Annotated in this window: 19 protein-coding genes; all 19 read right to left on the minus strand. The window is 49.3% G+C overall.

The genetic code is table 11. From position 1 onward, the window contains the following. Positions 1–21 precede the first annotated feature (21 nt). Positions 22–687, minus strand: coding sequence for a DUF3261 domain-containing protein (locus KT99_RS10515; RefSeq protein ID WP_005499799.1), 666 nt, complete (start codon positions 685–687; stop codon positions 22–24). A gap of 10 nt (positions 688–697) precedes the next feature. Beyond that, the gene (locus tag KT99_RS10520; RefSeq protein ID WP_005499801.1) at positions 698–1,960 is read right to left on the minus strand and encodes an NAD(P)/FAD-dependent oxidoreductase; all 1,263 of its coding nucleotides are present in this window, start codon (positions 1,958–1,960) and stop codon (positions 698–700) included. Next, positions 1,960–4,356: an MMPL family transporter gene (locus KT99_RS10525; RefSeq protein WP_005499804.1), complete on the minus strand. Its 2,397-nt coding sequence runs from the start codon at positions 4,354–4,356 to the stop codon at positions 1,960–1,962. Before KT99_RS10525 ends, KT99_RS10520 begins: the two co-directional genes overlap by 1 nt. Further along, complete coding sequence (locus tag KT99_RS10530; RefSeq protein ID WP_005499806.1) at positions 4,353–5,162, minus strand: outer membrane lipoprotein carrier protein LolA; 810 nt, start codon at positions 5,160–5,162, stop codon at positions 4,353–4,355. Before KT99_RS10530 ends, KT99_RS10525 begins: the two co-directional genes overlap by 4 nt. Beyond that, positions 5,159–5,671: an acyl-CoA thioesterase gene (locus tag KT99_RS10535; RefSeq protein ID WP_005499807.1), complete on the minus strand. Its 513-nt coding sequence runs from the start codon at positions 5,669–5,671 to the stop codon at positions 5,159–5,161. The genes KT99_RS10530 and KT99_RS10535 overlap by 4 nt, the downstream gene beginning before the upstream one ends. After that, positions 5,668–7,230, minus strand: a complete 1,563-nt coding sequence (locus KT99_RS10540; RefSeq protein ID WP_005499808.1) for an HAL/PAL/TAL family ammonia-lyase — start codon at positions 7,228–7,230, stop codon at positions 5,668–5,670. The genes KT99_RS10535 and KT99_RS10540 overlap by 4 nt, the downstream gene beginning before the upstream one ends. Then, a complete protein-coding gene (locus KT99_RS10545; protein ID WP_005499809.1) occupies positions 7,231–8,949 on the minus strand; it encodes a glycosyltransferase family 2 protein in 1,719 nt (572 codons plus the stop codon). Beyond that, positions 8,949–9,326, minus strand: a complete 378-nt coding sequence (locus KT99_RS10550) for an ApeI family dehydratase (RefSeq protein ID WP_005499810.1) — start codon at positions 9,324–9,326, stop codon at positions 8,949–8,951. Before KT99_RS10550 ends, KT99_RS10545 begins: the two co-directional genes overlap by 1 nt. Beyond that, on the minus strand, positions 9,319–10,683 hold the full coding sequence (locus KT99_RS10555; RefSeq protein ID WP_005499811.1) for an AMP-binding protein: 1,365 nt from the start codon (positions 10,681–10,683) through the stop codon (positions 9,319–9,321). The genes KT99_RS10550 and KT99_RS10555 overlap by 8 nt, the downstream gene beginning before the upstream one ends. Next, on the minus strand, positions 10,680–11,228 hold the full coding sequence (locus tag KT99_RS10560) for a hypothetical protein (protein WP_005499812.1): 549 nt from the start codon (positions 11,226–11,228) through the stop codon (positions 10,680–10,682). Before KT99_RS10560 ends, KT99_RS10555 begins: the two co-directional genes overlap by 4 nt. Beyond that, positions 11,228–11,476, minus strand: a complete 249-nt coding sequence (locus tag KT99_RS10565; RefSeq protein ID WP_005499813.1) for an acyl carrier protein — start codon at positions 11,474–11,476, stop codon at positions 11,228–11,230. The genes KT99_RS10560 and KT99_RS10565 overlap by 1 nt, the downstream gene beginning before the upstream one ends. Positions 11,477–11,484: 8 nt before the next feature. Beyond that, positions 11,485–11,739, minus strand: a complete 255-nt coding sequence (locus tag KT99_RS10570) for a phosphopantetheine-binding protein (protein ID WP_040571864.1) — start codon at positions 11,737–11,739, stop codon at positions 11,485–11,487. After that, positions 11,726–12,532 (minus strand): lysophospholipid acyltransferase family protein, encoded by an 807-nt coding sequence (locus KT99_RS23700; RefSeq protein WP_005499815.1) that lies wholly within the window; start codon positions 12,530–12,532, stop codon positions 11,726–11,728. Before KT99_RS23700 ends, KT99_RS10570 begins: the two co-directional genes overlap by 14 nt. Further along, positions 12,525–13,241 carry a beta-ketoacyl synthase chain length factor gene (locus tag KT99_RS10580; RefSeq protein WP_040571865.1) on the minus strand — a complete coding sequence of 239 codons (717 nt, stop codon included), beginning with the start codon at positions 13,239–13,241 and terminating at the stop codon, positions 12,525–12,527. The genes KT99_RS23700 and KT99_RS10580 overlap by 8 nt, the downstream gene beginning before the upstream one ends. Positions 13,242–13,467: 226 nt before the next feature. Next, positions 13,468–14,319: a DUF3014 domain-containing protein gene (locus KT99_RS10585; protein WP_005499817.1), complete on the minus strand. Its 852-nt coding sequence runs from the start codon at positions 14,317–14,319 to the stop codon at positions 13,468–13,470. 151 nt (positions 14,320–14,470) lie between these two features. Next, a complete protein-coding gene (gene recG / locus KT99_RS10590; RefSeq protein ID WP_005499818.1) occupies positions 14,471–16,546 on the minus strand; it encodes an ATP-dependent DNA helicase RecG in 2,076 nt (691 codons plus the stop codon). 267 nt (positions 16,547–16,813) lie between these two features. Continuing rightward, positions 16,814–17,746: a calcium/sodium antiporter gene (locus KT99_RS10595; protein WP_005499819.1), complete on the minus strand. Its 933-nt coding sequence runs from the start codon at positions 17,744–17,746 to the stop codon at positions 16,814–16,816. Positions 17,747–17,923: 177 nt separating this feature from the next. After that, the gene (locus KT99_RS10600; protein WP_040571866.1) at positions 17,924–19,582 is read right to left on the minus strand and encodes an AMP-binding protein; all 1,659 of its coding nucleotides are present in this window, start codon (positions 19,580–19,582) and stop codon (positions 17,924–17,926) included. Positions 19,583–20,206: 624 nt separating this feature from the next. Next, entirely contained in the window at positions 20,207–20,902 is a 696-nt protein-coding gene (gene trmH, locus KT99_RS10605) for a tRNA (guanosine(18)-2'-O)-methyltransferase TrmH (protein ID WP_005499822.1), read from the minus strand. Positions 20,903–20,932: the final 30 nt, after the last annotated feature.

Below are 20,932 nucleotides of genomic sequence, written 5' to 3' on the forward strand. Positions count from 1 at the left end.
GCCATGGAAAATAGCGGTGATCTAAATTGGCGTTAGCGTTAACTCAAATTTAGCTGCCGGTATCTGCAGATCTATTTCTGCCTGCCAGGGGTCATCATGACTGTACTCGATATTCACAATACTGTCATTCTGAGTACCAGTGTTTACCTTTATGGTCGCATTGGTCGCGTCAGCATATATTTTTCGGCATCTAGACCCGTCACAATCCCTCGAGGTTAGTCTAGCCCCTTGTAAGTGGGCATTTACCGTCTCTTCAGGCCAATATATCAACTGAATCAGTGCCAGCAGATATTCGGCCTTGAACTCGCTGCCCAATAAAACACTCTGCTCACTGGTGAGCGTGCTGCCGTCATAGATCAAGGTAAACAGTGCCTGACCCAAGGGGGCCAGTCCGACTAAGGTGAGCCCATTGGCGTCAATCTCGACTTGTGTCATCAGTTCATGTTGAGATGAACCGACTCTAATGCCGGCTTTTTGCGTTGCCGAGCGTACCCAAGTCTGATTCTTTTCGTCTAAGGGGATAGGAGCGAGACAATAATTCACCTCTTCGGCCAGTGCTACACAAGTTTGTCTCTGAAAAGTCTGACTGCAGGCAGGCAGCATGAATGCCAACAGGATAGAGGCACTCAGGGCTATCACACTCTTTAGTTTGTGTTTAAGACCGGTAAGCAAGCTCAGTGAAATCATCATGAAACCCTTATCTGCATAATCCGACAATCATGTTTAAGCGGCGCTCGGAGTCACTCACGAAGGGGTTGGTTTCATCCCAGGCGTATCCGGCTAAGATGGAGCAGATCATCTGCTTGATCTTATTATCGGGAGCGTCGAAAAATATGATCTCCTGGAAACGGCCGTCATACCAAGCCTCGACATAGGTTCTAAAGGTATCGACGCCGCGCATAAGGGGCTTAGCGTACTCGGCATCCCAGTCCAACTTTTCACCATTGAGTTGTCTGACGACACATTTAGCCGCCATGGAGGCTGATTGCATAGCGATAGTTACCCCAGAAGAAAAAATCGGGTCGAGAAACTCTCCGGCATTGCCGAGTAAGGCAAATTTGTCGGTGGCTAGGGTGGTGACATTAGCGGAATATCCCTTGAGCAGTGAACATTCCCTTACTACCTCGGCATTGGCTAAGAGTCTGTGTAAGTTTGGCTCCTGTTTTATCATCTCCATGAGTACCGTCTGCAGATCGGCTTCGGTATCCCCTAAGAGATGTGGCTCGGCCACAACGCCTAATGAACACCTGCTGTCACTCAAGGGGATCAACCAGTACCAGATATCTTTATTTTCAGGATGAACACAAATTAGAATTTTCTGCCGATCGAAATGAACATTTTCCTGGGTACTGGGGTCGATATTATCCTCAATATGGGTAAACACGGCGGTGCGGCTCGGTAGGCAAGAGGGCTTCTCTAGCTCCAGTAATCTAGGCAGCACTCGACCAAAACCACTGGCATCGAGGAGGTATTTAGCCTGAATACAATAGTCTTTCCCCTCCCGGTCTCTTATGGTTAGTATCGGGTCTTGAGTCAGGTCTATGGCTTGAACCGATTCACCGAAACGTATCTCTACCCCTTGGGACTCGGCCGTATCTGCCAGTAGTTTGTCGAAACTTGCACGTTCTACCTGAAACGTCGTGCCTGGGCCGCTGGAAAATTTATCGGTGAAATCGAAGTGGGTATATTGGCCCCGAGAACTGAAGGCGGCACCATTCTTAAACTGAAAACCTGCGTTATTAACGGCCTCAAGCATGTTGGCCTCTTCGATGACTCTCATGCAGGCCGGTAATAGGCTCTCACCGATGGAGAAGCGGGGGAAATCTTGTTTCTCTATGACTATGACCCGCTTTCCTTGCTGGTGGAGCAGGCTGGCGGCAATGCTACCCGATGGACCCGCACCGATAATAGCAACGTCGTAACTTGCTTGTATGTCTGGGTTTGAAAGGGGTGCTTGCATCACTTAACAGTCCTTGTAAACGTTTGAATGAAGGGGGAGAGCATAAAGGTGAAACCTATCCCTATCAGTAGGGTCAATCCAAAAAAGTGTATTGCTGGGGTACTGCTAAATGCCAGTAAGCCAAATGCCAGTATCGTAGAGCTAGCCGACATAAACACGGCCATCATGACGCCTCGACTCTGTTGTTTAGATTCGGCGAAGAACACACTGTAATCTACGCCGATACCGAAAACGAGGATCAGCGCCAAAGAATGGAATAGGGTGAGTGAGGCCCCCATTATTCCGAGTGTGGCTAAGGTGAAGATCGCCGATAATGCCGGTACGGCAACGACCAGACAGGCTAATTTTATACTGAAACGGCTGCAAAAAATCAGTGCCGCAGCCAGCATGGCCACAGCCAGCAGTATCAAGGTCAGCTGACGATACTTGCCCATGACCTTAGAGATATCGCCGACCTTATCGACCAGCTGCACATAGGGGGAATCTGCGAAGAAGTGACTGAGTTTATCTATATCTGAGATCCCGCCGAGTAAGACTATGGCACCGAATTCCTCTTGACCACTCGAAGGTACTATCCATAAGGGGGCGAAGAGTTTGCCTGCCGGCGAATTAAAAAAGGAGCCTGCATCGATATAATGCCCCTTGGCTGCCAGATACGCGCGTTTGAGCTTAGGGGCTAGCTCATCATTCAGACCTAGAGTGTCTATAACATGAGTTAGATTCTGCTGATAAATCTCACCCTGAAGGCGATAATTTTTCTCTTGCCTGTCATGGCTAGGGAGATAGTTACTCAGGCTAAATGAGTTACCAATTAACCGTTGATTCACCGCATTGTTTAATCTTGGGGCCAGACTCTCTAAGTGCTGTAGCAAAGCTTGCTCGCTGTCGCCCCTGACTAACAGAAATTGATTATCCGTGCCGCCACTGAGCAGAGCTCTCAAGGTGTTCTCTGGTACTCGTACCTCAGGTGGGCTCTGCTGTAGGTTGCGGATATCATCATCGCTTGTCAGTCTCAGTATGCCAAAGCTGGATACCGATAAGCAGATGATAACGATTAAGCTCAAGCCTTTAGGTGTGATCTTTCCCAGTAGGCTGTTGATTTTTTGTAGATATCGGTCTGCTAATTTGAGTTGCTTGTCGCCTTTGGGCAAGCTGCCTGATGCCAATAGTGGATAGGCAAGTACTAAGGTGATATAAGCCGACATTAACCCGGAAGCGCAGAATACGGCGACCTGTTGCATGCCGGGAAATGGTGTAAAACCTATGCTGGAGTAGGCTAAGACGCTGGTGATAAGAGCCAGAGTGATCGCGGGAAATATGTGTTGGATGACTTGGGCCGCACTGGCATCAGGCTTATTTAAGCGTTCGCAATAGAAGTGAAAACTATAATCGATGGCTATGCCTATCAAGCTGGTGCCGAAGACGAGCGTCAGCAGGTGCAACTCGGAAAACACCCAGGTAGTCATGACGACGGCGACTAACATGCTAGTCGAGATGGTCAGCAAGGCTATGGTCAGTGGCATCAGGGAACGAAATGCCAGCCAGACCAATAGGCATACGCCTATGAGAGAGGCCAGGCCTAAGCTGCTGACTTCACTCTTAGCCAGTTGGGTTGCGGCTGCTGCATGGAAAAGTGCGCCCGCTCTGAGTATCTCTATATCTGTACCTTGTAGCGCTAACCGCTCAAAAGCCTGATTGAGTACCGATATCTGCCGATCTTGCACCTTAGGATTGAAGGCGCTGCCGACCCCTCTTGCCATGACGATGGCAGCCACTTTTCCCTTTGAATCTTCTGCTGGTAGCCTGGCAAGCAAGATACCTTGATGTACTTCCAATGCTTGTTTAGGAGCTAAAGCTTGCAGGTTTTGCGGATAGAGTAGCAGGGGATCATTGGCTAGCAGGCCGCTGGTTGCGTAGCTAAATGCGTTATAGATTTGCTGCTGAGCTTGGCCTATGAGGCTGTCTAGTTTGCCGCTCTCCAGTGTTTGAGCCTGATCTAGGGTTAACAGGCTAAACCTATGGGGGAAATAATAGTTATTGAGAGACTCGGCCTGATCGATGTCGGCGCTCTTTATATCGACAAAGATGCCTTGGCCATGTTCATTGAGCTGTGCCATCACCCCTTTTGCAGCCTGAATAGCTTGTGCCTGATTATCGGCAATAAAACCAAGGTAGATGGAGTTTGAGAGTTGTTCCTCTACCCGCGACAGGGCGATATCTGTGAGGGGATCTTGCTGAACATTTGGCAACATGGCCAAGATATCACTCTGAACTCTAGCGCCACCTTGCCAGAGTGAGCAACCGATAATCACCATGAGGGACATCATGATGAGCCAGATGGAGAATTTAAATTTTGCCGAATATTGGCTCAGCAGGGCGGCGAGCTTATCGATCATGATGCCTGCTTAGGCTTAAGTTCTGGCTCGGTGATGGCTTGAGAAGGCTTGCCTTGTTTCTGAATGAAACCCGGTGAGAGTAGCTCTAACTCAGCTTCTGCCAGGGGACCATTGTTGATCTCCTCGAATTCGATTCTGCTGGTGTCCCCATTAGTGCTTACTAGCGTGAGCGCCGAGATCTGCTCGGTACCTTCTAATATCATCTGCGGGATGGCTTTTAGCATCAAGGGATCTTTGGGGATCAAGCCAAGTGTCCAAGGTGCCAGTGGATCTGCTGCCAACAGGTAAAAGCTAAAGTGCTCATCTAAGGTCTGCAGTTCTCCACCGAGTAGGGCTTTTAGCAAGGTTGGCAAGGTCTGCGCCAGGGCGCCGGCTCCTTGATTACCGTGGGTTTGAGAGACCCGTTGCTTGCCCGAACTATCGATTTGAATTAATGCATCATCCTTGAGTATCAAGGTGGATTTGAAGGGGAACTCTTGACTCCAGACCAGACCCAGTTGGGCATCGAATATAAAACTCCCCTTGCTAATCAAGGGTTTTTTAAGCACCTTGAGACTTCGGTACTGAGTAAACTTTCCCTTGGCATGTTGGCTCAATGCGAGTCTCTTGCTGAGCTTCTCTATCTGTTGATTGTTTACTTTAGATTGAAACAGGGCCGCAAACTTGGCTGTTTGTGCACCGACAACAGATAATTTACTGGTGTTAGCCTGAACTGGGCTGCTGCCCATGAGTGTCAGTAACATCAAAGATAGCAGTAATAGCACCGGAGTTAGTCGCCCTCGAGAGCTGAAATAAACGTCAATCATCGACCGATCCTCTCATTACTTGTTGTGTTAATGCTTTCAGTTTCAGTGCTATCAGTTTCAGCGCTGTCGATTTCAAGACTGGGAATTAGCTGGGCTAGCTTCTGCCTGAATACGGTAGGAGTCACGAAGCACAGCTCATTGTTACTGTCTACGGCGGCTTGGATGGTATAGCCTTTAGTGAGACGTTTATTGGTGGCCAGATCTCTGATTTGGTAGTTGATCTTCATGCGGTTTTCCCACTCGACCAAGGAGGCTATCACCTTCACCCTTTGATCGAAGGTGCTAGGTTGCACATATTTTATCTGTAGATCCACGATTGGCCAGGAATAGCCCGAGGCCAACATTTCACGATAGCCATAGCCAAACAGATCCAACAGCTGACATCTGGCCATCTCGAAATAACGCAGATAGTTACCATGCCAGGTGATCCCCATGGAGTCGACATCATGAAAGGGGATCAAGATCTCCAGCTCTGTGGTTAAGATGGATTTGTTGGACATAGGGGTCATGAACAGACTTCCCACTCACCGGCCTGGATCTTGTCTACCGTTTGTCTAAGCACAGACTCTAGTGGTCTATCTTCGGTTAATAGCTCGAAATCGGCCTTGACCTGGTCTAATGTTTTCGCCAGCGAAGGGGTGAGTGAAGACTGGCATAGCTCATCTTGTGAGATACGTAAATTGATCCCTTGAGTCATGGCCAGCAGGGCCGCAGCCGCGACCTGCTCGGTCAGTTGCAATACCCGCATGCAATCTCGCGCGGCTATGGTGCCCATGCTCACCTTGTCCTGATTATGACATTCGGTGGAGCGGGAAAACACACTGGCTGGCATGGTATTTTTCAGTGCTTCGGCGGTCCAGGCGGATGCGCCTATTTGTACGGCCTTGAAGCCATGGTTGATGGAGCGTCTGGCTCCGGTCGCCGCCGATAAATTAGCGGGAAGACCGTTGTTGAACTTAGGATCCATGACCAGAGTCAATTGACGATCGATAAGATCGGCGATGTTGGCCACTGTGTTCTTCATCGAGTCCATAACGAAGGCGATATGACCGCCGTAGAAGTGACCACCATGAAGTATGTGCTCGCCTTCGGCATCGACAATCGGGTTGTCGTTGGCACTGTTAAGCTCGGTCTCGATAAACTGACGCATGAAGGGCAGCGCATCTTGCATCACACCTATGACATGCGGGGCGCAGCGAATCGAATATCTGTCCTGCAGCCGGTCGGAATTGCGCGGATGCTCATGGTGATTGAGATCGGTGCGGATCCAGGCGGCTATCTGGTTCTGACCCGGATGAGGCTTGGCGGCAAATAAAATTTCGTCGAAGTGGTTCGAGTTACCCTTCAGTGTGAGTGAAGCCATGGCCGTGAGGCGACTGGCCAGGCGACAGAGGTACTGACCCCTGTCGAAGGCGAGGCAGGCGAGTGCTGTCATGACGGCAGTGCCGTTCATCAAGGCTAAGCCCTCTTTGGGGCGTAGCTTCAATGGCGTGATGTTAAGCTTGGCATAGACATCGGCAGTTGGCTGACGTTCGCCTTGGTAGATCACGTCGCGATCACCCACAAGCACGGCGGCAAGATAAGATAAGGGGGTGAGATCGCCACTGGCGCCGACTGAGCCCTCTTCGGGGATCACAGGAATAATATTTAAGTTGAGTAGCATCTCTATGCGCTGCAGCAGCTCATAGCTCACACCCGATTTTCCAATGGCCAGAGAGCTGAGACGGCATGCCATAACGGCTCTGGCCTGTACTGTGCTTAGGATTTCACCGAGTCCACAACCGTGGAAGCGCAAAAGATGTAGAGGCAGTTCGTGGACCAGATCGAGTCCGACTGTGACAGTACAGGAGTCACCATAGCCTGTGGTTACGCCATAGACGACGCCTTCTTCATTGAGCAGGCGGTCAATGAACAGAGCACCCTTCTGGATGTAGGTCTGAAAATCGCCCGTATCTTTTAATTTTACTTTAGCGCCCTTGGCTACAGCCACCACATCTTCCAGGGTTAACGCCCTGTGACCAAATTGAACAATCATGTCCCTTGGATTTGATTGATTATTCTGAGTCATCTATTTATCTGTCCTGTTTTTACCCTGAGAGTTGGCGCGTTGAATATCATCCTTACGCCAAAAATCAAAAAAATTAAACCATTGCAAGGGTTCTCGCCGTGCAAAATATTCGAGTCGTGCACTGTAGTGATTGACGGCTACTTCGAGCCTCTGCATGCGGCCTTTTCTGGGGCCTTTGAGTGTATTTGAGAATGTTTCCAGGTGGACCACATAGCGGCCCTGTTCCCGCAAGCAGAACATAAGGTAGACAGGACAATCGAGCAGACCGGCAAGAATAAAGGGTCCCTGTGGGAAGGGGGCCGATTCTCCCATAAAGGGGGCATATATGACCCTACCTTGGCTGCTGGACGAGGTCCTGTCTCCGGCTATGACGACCAGTTCGCCGTCTTCTATCTTCTGCTGCAGCAGCATAGAGGTGCTGGGGCCGAGTTCGCTGACCTGGATCAGGTTGACCGAGCTATCCGGGTTCAACTGTTTCAGTACCCGGTTAAAGTTCTCGGCATTGTCGGTTAGTACCATGACGTTCACTTTCACCTTTTTTTGGTGAACCGATATCGCGCGACACAGCTCTAAATTGCCTAGGTGAGACACCAGTAATACGGCGCCCTGACCGGCTTCGAGTCGATCCGCCAGCAGGGCTCTATTAGGAAAGTCTACCTGGCTGAGTTGGATGCGGTCGCACCAGGCATCGATGCGGTCGAGGGCCGCATTACCAAAGCTAAAGAAATGTTTGAGGCCGTGCTGCCATCCCAAGTCTCCCTGCAGTTGCGGGTGCTCTGGATCGAATGCTTTGACTCTGTTGAGAAACTCGAGGGAGGCCTTTCTCGCGTTGCGTCCGGTGAGGAAGAAATACAAGATCACCGGATACATGATGGCGCGACAGAGCCAGTGGCCACCGAGTTTATAGCTTGATGCTAGCAACTTGATGCCCAAGTAACTGCCTCGCTCGCCTATGCTGGACCAGTGAGAGTCTGATTCATCTCGATTGCTGCCACCGATACCGATAATCTTACCAGGCAAACGTCTCAGCATGCCGAAGAAGAGGCGGGTATGCATGGCTGAAATACGTAAATTATCCCATAATCCCTGAAAATGGCTGATGCCGTCTTCGGGGTAGATGACTCGGGTCGGCAGATGAATGACTCGAACGCCTTGCCAGTGCAAGCGAACCATGATTTCGGTATCGAAATCCATGCGTTCGCCTAAGGCTGTGGTGAGGAAAAGCTGCTCGGTTACTGCCAGAGGATAGACGCGAAAACCGCACATAGAGTCCTGGATATCGAAACTTAAGGTTTCAACCCATACCCAAAAATGGGTGAGGTAGCGGGCGTAAAATCTAATTTTGGGCACAGACTCATCATATTGAGGTAAGCCGGAGATGAGTGCCTCTGGGTTTTCCTCGGCCCGAGCTAGCATGGCCGGAATATCGTCTAAATTATGTTGGCCATCGGCATCGACCTGTAATGCATGGCTGTAGCCATCCCTATAGGCGGCTCTCAACCCTGTGGTCACCGCGGCGCCTTTGCCTCGATTAAAGGGGTGGTGCAACAGGATGACCCAGGAATAACGCTGGGCCAAAGATGTCAGCAGGTGCCGAGTGGCGTCATCGCTGCCATCGTTAATTAAATAGCAAGGCAACTCAAGACGTGCCAGCTTCTCGAGGGTTGCCTCGATGGCGACAACATGGTTGTAATTAGGGATGACTAATGCAACTTGCATCAGCTGGCCTCACTAAAATGTGTTGAGTCAGTCGCGAGTGCGAGACGGCCCGATGCGAAACGCTTGTCGCCATCGAAGTAACGGAAAATTAATTTGGTCTTTGTCTTGTTCTCGCTGATCTCCAGGGTCACTTCAGAGTCAGGTAACATCAACTGCTGAAACTTGAGCACCTCTAAGGTGGCAATATTTCGCGGGTAGCCGAAATGCTGACAACCTAAGCGAATGGCCCAATCCAGTTGGGTCACGCCGGGAAGCACGGCCTGTTCGGGAAAGTGACCATTAAAAAATGGCAAATTTGCGGCGATGAAGAGGCGAAATACAATAGCACCGCCATCATAGCTCTTAGATAGGATCTGCGGCAAACTGGATTTAATCATGGTCGAATAACTCGGTTAGCTGTGCCTGAATGTGTTTGCCTTGTTTGTTGACGGGCAGCAGATCCGGATAGCGCCAACGTCTGGGTAAGGTCACCCGTTCAAACTGGCTCAATAGCTGGGCCTTGAGTAAATTGTTCAGGCTCAGCTTGCCTTCACTCTCGAGGTGGGCCTTGCCATGCTGCGATAATTCGATGACGGCGCCCAGCTGCATACGTGGCTGGTTTAGCATCACTAGGGCGGCATGACTGACGAGGGGATGGCTCTCGAGTAATGTTTCCATCTGCACCAGAGAGACACGTTTCTCTTCGATCTTGATGATGCGATCCAGGCGTCCTTCCAGCCGAAACAGCCCAGGTTCTATGAGGGTTATCTTGTCTTCACATCTAAGCCAATCCTGGTCTTCTAAATAGGGAGACTTGACGGTGAGGGCGCCATCTTTGGGGTCTGATGATATTTCAACATTGGCAAAGGTTTGCCATGGTTGGTCTTGTCTCATCTGGCGTCGATAGCCGATACCACCGGTTTCCGTGCTACCGAAAACTTCGATGGGCTGACGTCCATAACAATGAGCTATGCCCTGAGCGGCGTCGAAACTCAATGGACCGCCGGAACTGAAGACTAAGCTGGGTGATCTCAGCTGCTTCTCGTTATCCAGGGACTCAGGTAAGCGGGACAACTGAGCCGGGCTGCTGATAAGGCACAGATTAGGAAACAGACTGGTGTAGTAGGTTAGGGTCTCCGGATATTCGATGATATCACTTAAGAAGGGGCGCCCGGCGGCCAATGGCCAAAGGATCTTGAATAACAAGCCATAAATATGTTGATGTGAAACCGTCGATACCACACTACATTGGGGCAAGTGCTTGGCGAACGTGTGCTCCAATGCGGTGACTTCGGCGTCTAATTGAGTGAGAGACTTACGGACGGCTTTGGGCTGGCCACTACTTCCTGAGGTATACAGCACCAGTTCGCCCCATTTCTCACTCGTCGGCCATAGGCTTGCCGCTGATGAGAGCTCTTTCTTAAGCATGACTAAAGCCTTACTTTCACATAAGGCTTTATCTGAAATTACTCCATCGAATTTATGGGTCAACTCACTCAAGCTACCCGCTTGGGTGTTAGTCGGTAAGATGATCTCTTTTCCGGCGAGTAGTGCAGCACATAAACCGACAGCAAACAGATCACTGGAATCACAGGCTAATAACCAACGTCGGCAAGGTGATTGGCTCAGTTGCCGATGCACATTCGCAACCTGGTTGGTGAATGCAGCGCCAGTGATAATATCATGATGGTTAAAACTGATAAGCTGTTGGCTCGAAGGCCCCTTGGATAACCAAGATTTGAGTAACTCTGTCATGATTTATTTAACCAAATAGTTCTATATAACCACTCGCCACCCAGTAGCGAACCGATAAGCAGATAGGCGATGAGGCCGTTATACAGTGTCCAGATCTCTAATGAGGCGTAGTGTGCCGTGTACAAAGCCACTGACCCGTTAAAAACAAATAAGCCACACCATATCCGGGTGACTTTTTTCAGGTAAGGAATCGCCTCGTGCGGAAGTTCGGGCTCCTTCAACCTCGCTAGCCTCTCTATCATGCTGGGGCCTAACTTTAGCGAGTAAACAAACAGCATCAGCATGCTGAGGTTTATGACCACAGGATAATAGAGTAACCAGTCATGCCGTTTGGCAATAAAACTTGCCGCCGTTAATCCTATGCCTACTAGGATAGGCAAGATCATGACTTTGACTTGTTGCTTCTGAATCAATAATCGTACGATTAAGAAGCAACAAAGCACCATGGCTATGGTGCCTGTAGGCAAATAGTTGAGTCCAAAATAGACTGCTAAAGGGTATCCCAGCAGCAGAATGCCGGTGACTATTTGCAAAAATAACCGCATTACTCTTCGACGAGTCCTTCGATGGCAGAAACCACATCGTCTACGGTGCGTACGGCTTTAAATTCTTCAGGTTTGATCTTCTTGCCTGTCATCTGTTGTAGCTTGATGACGAGATCTATAGCATCGATACTGTCCAGATCGAGTTCTTCATATAGGGAAGCTGATGGTGAGATATCAGCTTCATCGATCTCAAATTCATCGACTAAGATGCGAGTTAAGGCTTGCAGTATTTGTTCACGGCTTTGCATAATCTCTCCTAATCTCGCTGTGATTCGATAAAGCTGGCCAGACTCGACACGCTATGAAAATGTGCCTTAGTGGCGTCTGAATTGGCTTCGATTTTGACATCGAACTGCTTCTTAATTGCCAATCCAAGCTCCAGGGCATCGATTGAGTCTAGTCCCAGACCTTCACCGAATAGCGCTGATTCGGTGTCGATGTCATCGACTGTGACATCTTCGAGATCCAGGCAATCTATGATTAATTGTTTTATTTCGTTATGTAGTTTCATCATGTTCTAAGTTCGTCTTAAAGTAATTTTCCAGATCCCGTGTCAGTTGACGTGCCATTTTCGCATTGCCACCGGCAAGCGCATCATACCTGATATGGTCGATGGTTTCGCCTACTTCGACTCGCATGCCTATGGTGCGACGGGGTATTTGATACCAGGCTTCTTGTTTGCTCAAGCCTGGTGCATCGGTACGAAGAACCACAGGCAACAAGTCTGTCTTGGTTCTCAGTGCAATATTGGCGGCGCCTCTGGCAAAGCTGTTAATGCTGCTGCCCAAGACTGTGCGTGTGCCTTCGGGGAAAATAATTAAATTGGTGCCACTTTTTAGCACATGTCGGCAATCTTCGAGTAGCAATTCGGCGCCTCGATTGGGGATATAGCCAGCACAGGCGACCACACCGCGCATGAAAGGGTTTCGCCAGATCCCTTGTTTAACGATACAGCCCGCGTTGGGCATCAAGCTGATCAACACCACCACATCGACCAGAGTAGGATGATTAACGATCACCACTCTTCCTTTAGCTGAGGCGAGACGCGCTATATTAACAGGACTCACCTTGATGACCCCCGTCCAGGTCAGCATATAAACGAAACCGCGAAACATGATGTGCACCGCCTGCTGTACACGGCGGATCCGCTCTAATTCTGTGCCTGGCCAGAATCTCAGCAGAGGTAAGATGGTTAACGAACTCAGCAATCCACCGATACCGAAGGTGATATAACAAGCGACGCCGCCTATCCATCTGGGAACATAGGCTAGCCCGGTTAATCTGACTGCAGGCGTATCAGTCAAAGCTGAGTTGCCAATGATAGTTACCCAAATTACCGGCTAGAGGCCTGGTAACAGACAAACTGTGTACTAGCTCAGCATAACTAATCTTTCTCCCTTCCCGGGTCTGACTGAGCGTTAATTGCGGCTTGGTACATGTCTCATCGTATCGCTTGAGAACAAAGGCGAGAGAGAGGGGCAGGCTAATTTCATCAACAAACTGTGTGTATATGTCAGGCACAGGCTGATCGCCGAAGACGAGTAATACCGGTGTTGGATCTTCATAGAGCTGGGCATATGCTTCGATAAGCGCCTGTGGCAAGCTTTCTTCACCCGCGGCAATCGAAGTCGATGGGGCTCGATTATCGGTAAGAATACTGTAAATACCGCTTGCGGTGTTGTGCACTGATTGGCTAAAAGCCGCCGGAGAAAGAGGTTCTTCTGCTATTAGGTTGTCGAGTAAGCCTAGGGTGCGATGTAACTCTCCGTGCCTGGAGGCAAAAATTGTGCGGCACGAATTAGCTGCATCGGCCTGAAATGCGGCCTCGAGTTGCATCTTAGTCAAGGCGCTATAGCGTCGTCGCTGCATCGCAGGGACTTGAGCTAATTTAGGTGCATCAGGCCGGGAGGAGCTTTGCTGATCATCGGAACTTTGCCAATGCTGCCAATCTTGGGGGTGCTGATGTCGGGGGGACCAGGCTCCCCAAGAACAAATGTTAAACCTTAACTGCAACGGAATGCCTCTGACACGACTAATAAAAATTAAGAAGATAACCTGTTATACCAATAGATTATCTAGTCAATTTCCCAGCCAGCTAATTGTTATTTGAAGGTTATTCTACACTAGATTAACTGGGATGCTGAAGTGTTTTGATATATAAGTGTTGCCGACATGTATATACTTGTGTGGTCTGAAGTGTTAAAGCCCGCAGCCTGAGCTGCGGGTTAATTTGTTAGGGTTAGCTTACTAAATGTTTTTTCAGCTTACGCAGTGCCGCTTTCACTTTCTTGGTGTTTTCAGGACCCATACGCAGCAGAAGTTTCTGCGCGTTGGGTAGTGCTTCGAGCTGAGGATCGACAAACTGATAGTTTACGCTGACGCCATCTAGTTCAATGGGCTGCTCTATGACAGGTGCCGCCAGCATGATGTCGATCGCTTGTAGTAACCTCTGCTTGAAGCTCATGTCACCGTAGCCTAACTCCTCGAATGCCTCTTCAAGCAAGGGCGTTAGTGCCTTGTAGGTCGCTGCGAGTTGTTGTTCATCTAAGTTGGCGACAAAATTGGCGTACAGATCATATCTGTGATAGCTATCGGGATTAAGATAGGTCTTGTTGGTGATGTCAGAAACGGTGAAGATTCTGTCGGGGGCCTTGAGAGGGCTCACTTTTCGTGCCAGTTCACCCTGGGCTAAGTTATCGACGAAGACCACGAAATGCCTGAGCAGATCTTTCTCCACTAACAGTGGCTCGATCTTCATGCCATCGGCAATTTCGACCGTTTTCTTATGTACATAGCCATCGCTGTGACTTAGCGTTGGCAGAGGATCCACTTGAACTTGTGGCTCTGCCTCGATGATTTTAGGCTCTATGACGTCTTCAATCACAGGTTCTGCAATATCCGCAATCGATACCAGGGGCTCTTCAGTGATGTCTACTACTTCAATAGGCTGCGGTACTGGCTCACTGGCTTGGAAATAATAATAGGCGCCTCCCGCAATGATCGCCGCAACTGCAACGGCAACAAGGGCTAAGGTATTGGTATTCGCTGATTTCTCTTGTGGCGCGATTCTATCTTCTTGATTGACTTGCATGTAATACCCTTAGTAAATACGGCTTGGTTACAGGAGGTGTACCCAAAAGAGGGCTGCTCCATTTTGCAAAATTTAGCGACCTTGTCTATAGGTATTAGCCGAATTAAAGCATAATTAATCGAATAAAAATTAACGAATTTATGCTTACACCCTAAGCTTGGACGTACTGCTCTCGATCACCTAGCCAGCGTTGCACTATGCCATCGACATTATCCGGTACCTGCTCCATGATATGTACGGCCAGTTTCTGAATGTGAGGGATCAGTGCCTGATCTCGAACCAGATCGGCAATCTTCATGTCGGCAATGCCAGTCTGCTTGGTACCTAATACCTCGCCCGGGCCCCTGATCTCCAGATCCTTCTGCGCTATGATGAAGCCATCGTTGCTACTCCTAAGTACTCCCAATCGCTTGGTCGCCGTCGGTGACAAGGGCGCCTTATACATGAGTACGCAGTGACTGGCGACGGCGCCTCGACCGACTCGTCCCCTGAGTTGATGTAATTGAGCCAGGCCTAAACGTTCTGGGTTTTCTATGATCATCAGGCTGGCATTGGGAACATCTACCCCCACTTCTATGACTGTGGTAGCCACCAGGAGGTGCAGTTCGCCAGATTTGAATTCGGCCATGATGGCCTTTTTCTCGGCGGACTTCATGCGCCCATGGATCAAACCAATTTTGAGTTCGGGCAGTGCCAACGTCAGCTCTGCGGCGGTATCTTCTGCCGCCTGACATTCCAGTACTTCCGACTCTTCGATTAAGGTGCATACCCAGTAGGTCTGTCTACCATCATAGGTGGCGGCATGGCGGACTCTCTCTATGACCTCATTGCGTCTGATGTCGGCAACGGCTACGGTTGTCACCGGAGTTCGCCCGGGTGGCAACTCGTCTATCACAGAGGTATCGAGATCGGCATAGGCCGTCATGGCCAAGGTGCGCGGAATTGGCGTAGCTGTCATGATCAATTGATGGGGATGGAAGCCCTGTTTGATGCCTTTCTCTCGCAGGCTAAGCCTCTGATGAACGCCGAATCTATGTTGTTCATCTATGATGATGAGGGCAAGATTATTGAAGACAACCTGCTCCTGAAAAATTGCGTGGGTGCCGATAATGATATTAGCCGCACCGGACTCAATATCTTGCAAAGATTGTGCTCTGGCCTTGCCCTTGAGCTTACCGGCAAGCCAGCCGACTTTTAGTCCGAGAGGTTCAAACCAGAGGGCGAAGTTCTCGGCGTGCTGTTCGGCTAATAATTCTGTCGGGGCCATCATGGCCACCTGATAGCCATTTTCTATGGCTTGCAATGCCGCTAAGGCTGCCACTAATGTCTTACCCGAGCCCACATCTCCCTGCACCAGACGCATCATAGGCGAACTTTTTTCGAGATCGCCGCAGATTTCAACGCCGACTCTCTGTTGCGCCCCGGTAGGCTTAAATGGCAGTGCCTTCAGGAAAGGCTTGAGTAGTTTGCCCGTCGCGGCCAGACTCACAGCATGATCGCGATTGCTGCGTTGACGCAACTTGAGCATGCTGAGGTTATGGGCTAGGAGTTCCTCTTGGATCAAGCGTTGCTGCGCTGGGTGGTGACCTTGCTCAAGATCGAACTGGGAAACTTGATTGTTGGGTCGATGTAATAGTTGTAAGGCCGCATTGAGACTCAGGTTATTCGGTTGCAGTTGCGGTGGCAGTAGTTCCTGCAGTCCGCCCTCGTCGAGCATGGCCAAGGCTTGATCTGTCAGCTTTATCCAACTAGCCTGTTTTAACCCTTCGGTTGTCGGATAAACAGGCGTCAGGGTATCACTCATGACGAGATCGGTATCGCCGTGAATGAGTTTATATTCGGGGTGGATTATCTCGGCCTGATGTTTGCCGCGGCGTATCTCGCCATAAGCCCTGATGGTCATGCCATTCACCAGGCCATTCTTCTGCGCAACAGAAAAATTAAAAAATCTGAGGGTTAAGTAACCAGTGTCATCTCGTACTGTACAGGTCATCATGCGCTTACGCCCTTGGATGATCTGACTGGACTGGATCACGGCTTCTATGGTGCCGTAAGTGCCTGGATAGAGTGAGGCTATGGGATATATTTGAGTGCGGTCTTCATATCTTAATGGCAGGTGGAATAGTAGGTCTTGTATCGTGTGGATGCCGAGCTTAGCCAGACGTTCGGCCATCTTCTTGGCAACGCCCTTAAGATCTGTGATAGGAACAAGATCGAGTCTCTTCACGCCCGGTACCCATTTTATCAATTGAATATTATCTGAGCAAAATACTCAAACACTGTATTTATATACATATACTATCAGATAAACCCATGATGGCAAGGTTAGGGCTGATTTAACCCTTTATAGCCGAGTACTCGGGTGGATTAAGTTCTTTTATGGGGTCAGGACTAGTATCAAAGATATGGCAGAAACTTGCAGGTACAACAGTAATAAGATCATGATGACATTTGTCATCATGATCTTATTTTCAGGGTATAGATGAGCTGAATATTATGCTGAGGCTTGAACGATTAGATAGCCCATATAGCTGAGGTAAGTGGTTAACAGTATGGCGCCTTCGCGGCGGCCTATTCTGAATCCTGTCCAGGCGAAGGGCAACAAGATCAGGGATAGTGCCAGCATGACGATAAAATCGAAGTCCTGAATACCGGCGGCGGCAATAGGATGAACCAGGGCGGTTACACCTAAGATACCCAAGATATTGAACAGGTTAGATCCGATTATGTTGCCTATGGCTATGTCACTCTGGCCTTTACGCGCGGCCACAATTGAAGTGACTAGTTCAGGCATGCTGGTGCCTATGGCGACTATGGTTAACCCTATGATGACTTCACTGATGCCAAATGTTCTGGCGAGATCGACAGCACCATCGACGAAGAGTATGCCGCCGCCGACGAGCATGGCGATCCCTATGATAATAAACAACACAGAAACCACAGGTTTTTGTGGGCTATCATCTATCTCTTCGCTGTCACCACCATTGCGTGAGCCGATATAGCTGAAGCTGAGATAGCCGACTAATAAGCTGAAGAGCAGGGCGCCATCCCAGAAGCTGAGCTCGCCATCGACGAGTAAGCCCCAGAAGAGCATAGAGGCAGCGATCATGATGGGGATATCACGCTTGACTATCTGTGATTTTACCTGGATTGGACGAATGAGGGCAGTTATTGCCAAGATGAGTCCTATGTTGGCGATGTTAGAGCCGATGACATTACCTAAGGCTATGCCGCTATTGCCAGACAGGGCAGATTTTAAGCTCACGGCTAGTTCGGGGGCGCTGGTACCGAAGGCGACTATGGTAAGGCCGATAATCAGAGGTGCAATGCCAAGTCTGAGGGCGATAGCGCTGGCGCCTCGTACTAAAGCTTCGGCACCTAAGGTGAGGATCACGAAGCCACCTATGATATAGAGAGCGATTAACATCTTAGTTGCAATTATCCTGTGGTAAATTTTCGATTAGTTAGCTTAAAGTTTTTTCAGCATAAGGCAAACACTAATGTCATATTATGTCATTAATGTTTCTATAGGTTTCAGGTTGGTATCATATAAAAAGCACGCTCGGCGCGTGCTTTTCTACTATTTTATCTTAAAGAGTCAGCACTAGTCTATTTCATCTTCCCAGCGTATCTTGCCGCCACGTATGCCGTCGACCCTGTCAGTGAATCTTTTTTCCAGTACATGACGCTTAATTTTCAGTGTTGGAGTCAGCACATCGTTTTCGACATCCCAGGCGTCTTTGACGACTATGATTGCATCAAGCGTTTCATGGGATTCAAGATTGGGGTTGATAGTGTCCAGCGTCGCCTTGAGTGAACTACGAACCTCTTCTCTGGGCTGCAGAGAAGCACCTTCTGAGAGCTGTACTAAGGCGATGGGGTGTGGCAGGCCAGAACCTATGACACATAGCAGCTCAATATGGGGATCTTGTGCCAGCTTGCGCTCGATGGGTACGGGGGCAACATATTTACCCTTAGAGGTCTTAAAGTTATCCTTGATCCTACCGGTAATTGTTACGTAACCATCGCTGTCGATGGTGCAGAGATCTCCGGTGCGGAAGTAACCTTCTTCATCGAATGAGGCCGCGGTCAGCTCATCTTGCTTATAGTAACCCGTCATCAAGCCCGGGCTTTTTACCAAGAGCTCGCCGCTGTCGGTTTGCTTGATTAGGCAACCTTCGACGGCGCGGCCGACTGTGCCGATTTTACTGGCATCGAAGGGATAGTTGATGATGGAGTAGGCGCTATTTTCTGTCATTCCCCAGGCTTCACTGATATTGAGGCCGATACTGTGATACCAATGAATGAGTGATGGTGGAATAGGCGCTGAGCCCGATCCCAACAGGCGACAATGCTCCAGGCCCAGGCCTGAATGGATCTTCTTCTTGATGATGCCGCTGATAATAGGAATTTTAAGCAGCAAGTTCAGCTTACTCTTGCCTATTTTACCGATAATATTTTGTTGGAACAGGCTCCAGAGCCTAGGGACCGAGAAAAACACCGTAGGTCTGGCACGTTGAACATCGGCAACGAAACTGTCGAGACTCTCGACGAAGGCGACGCTGCTGCCGGAGTAGAATGAAGAGCCTTCCATCGCCACGCGCTCGGTGATATGGGCCAGAGGCAGGTAAGAGATTAATCTATCGTCGACACCTGTTTTAAGGTCTCTTACCACCGCCTTACTGGTCCAGACATAGCTGGCGAAGGTTTGAATCGCACCCTTAGGCTTGCCGGTGGAGCCGGAAGTATAGATCAGTGTCATTATCTGCTCTGGGGTGGCAAATGGGGCATCTAACAGGGGCTCGCCAAGTTGCAGTAAGGTTTGCCACTTATATTGAGCCGGCATAGTGTCGTAGGGCATGGCCATTCTTAAGATATCGCCGCCAACCCCAGCTTCTTGATCTGCCCAGTAATCTAGCTTACCAATAATGATGGCCTTGGCTTCGCTGTGCTCCAACACGTAACGTATGGTATCTGCGTTGGCCGTTGGGTAGATGGGCACACTGATATAGCCGCCATGCATCAGGGCAAGATCGGTAATAAACCATTCGGCACAGTTTTTAGAGAGCACGGCGATTTTATCAGCTGGTTTTAGGCCTAAGTGTCTCAGCGCACCGGCGAGCTGCTGCATCTTCTGCTGTACTTCGCGCCAGCTAAAATCTTGGTATTGGCCATTGATCGGTTGTCTCAGGTAGGTGGAGTCACCTAGTGTGTCGACCCAGTGGTCGAGCATCTCTACAGGTGTTTTGATCTGTGATTCCATCGGCAACTCCATACTTGTGATTGTTAATTCCATTCCAATCGGCAAACTTTTGTTTTTATAAGGCTTGTGTTTGCTGTCGGTATTAATTTTAGTATGGCGAAAATTGTGATCTATGACAAATGGTTTGAATAACTGTGAGGTGAATCGATGCAAAATCGGGCTAGCCTTGGAATGAAGACTGATGACATTTTCTGTTTTAGCTTCTGGCTGAGTTGTTATTGGGGAGTGTGTTTATAACTTTTACCTTCATGGTTACCTATCGCTTGCTCAGCGGAATATGTGCAGATGCTTCTGCGAACCGCCGCAAGCACTTCCCTGTGGGCTTCCAAAACATGGAAGTTTTGGTAGAGCTTACAGGGACTGTACTTGCAGCGTCCCACAGAAGTAGCTACATGTAAGGTCACTCATTCACATCCTTGTGAACGTGACATTCGTAAATCCATTTACAGCAACTGCTGCAAGCAATAAACACCAATGAAGCTTTGGTTTTCAATAAACCAACCAAATACCAAATCCGCCCAATGAACCCAACTACAAAGATATTTAACTAACTTGTTATCCGACAAGTAGACCAAGTTTTTAGTCTAGAGCAGCCCAGAGAGCTGGATGAACTAGCTAGAGTAACTATGCCGGGTGGAATTCTGGAGAGCGCATTTTTGCCCACCAGATGTCATCGGCGACGATTTGTCCCTGATCATCGACCCCTGGATAGGGAATGTTCTTGCGTTTGCAAGCGTTGGCGTAGATGGGGTGGCCTTGTTCAAATAGCTTTATCTGACAGTAGTCATCATCTAGCTTGCGACGGCCATACATGCCGGCGGCTTGTCGTTGGCGCTGCGCCTCATACATGATGAGTGCAGAGGCTACCGAGACATTGAGTGATTGCACCATGCCTATCATGGGAATAATAATATGCTGATCCGCTGCCGCTATGCCTTCGGCGCTCACGCCATCATGTTCATTACCTAAGATGATGGCGGTGGGACGGGTATAATCTATTTCACGAAAATCGACGGCCTCTTTCGAGAAGTTGGTGGCTAAGATTTGCATGCCCTGAGCGCGAAACGCAGCTTCGGCATCATGCATATGATAGTGCTTAATCGTTTTTACCCATTGTTGGCTACCGGAAGCGGTATTACCGGAGACACGCATCTCTATATCAGGCCATACCGCATGAATTTGATGAATGCCTACGGCATCTGCGGTGCGGATCACGGCTGCTATGTTGTTGGTCTTATGAACCTTATCAAGACAGAGGGTGAGATCTGGCTGACGGTTATCCAACATTTCATTGATACGTGCTAAACGTTCAGGGCTCATGGTGTTACTTCTTAAATCTGTGGTTGTATA

The organism is Shewanella benthica KT99 (assembly GCF_000172075.1).
GTDB classification, from domain to species: domain Bacteria; phylum Pseudomonadota; class Gammaproteobacteria; order Enterobacterales; family Shewanellaceae; genus Shewanella; species Shewanella benthica_A.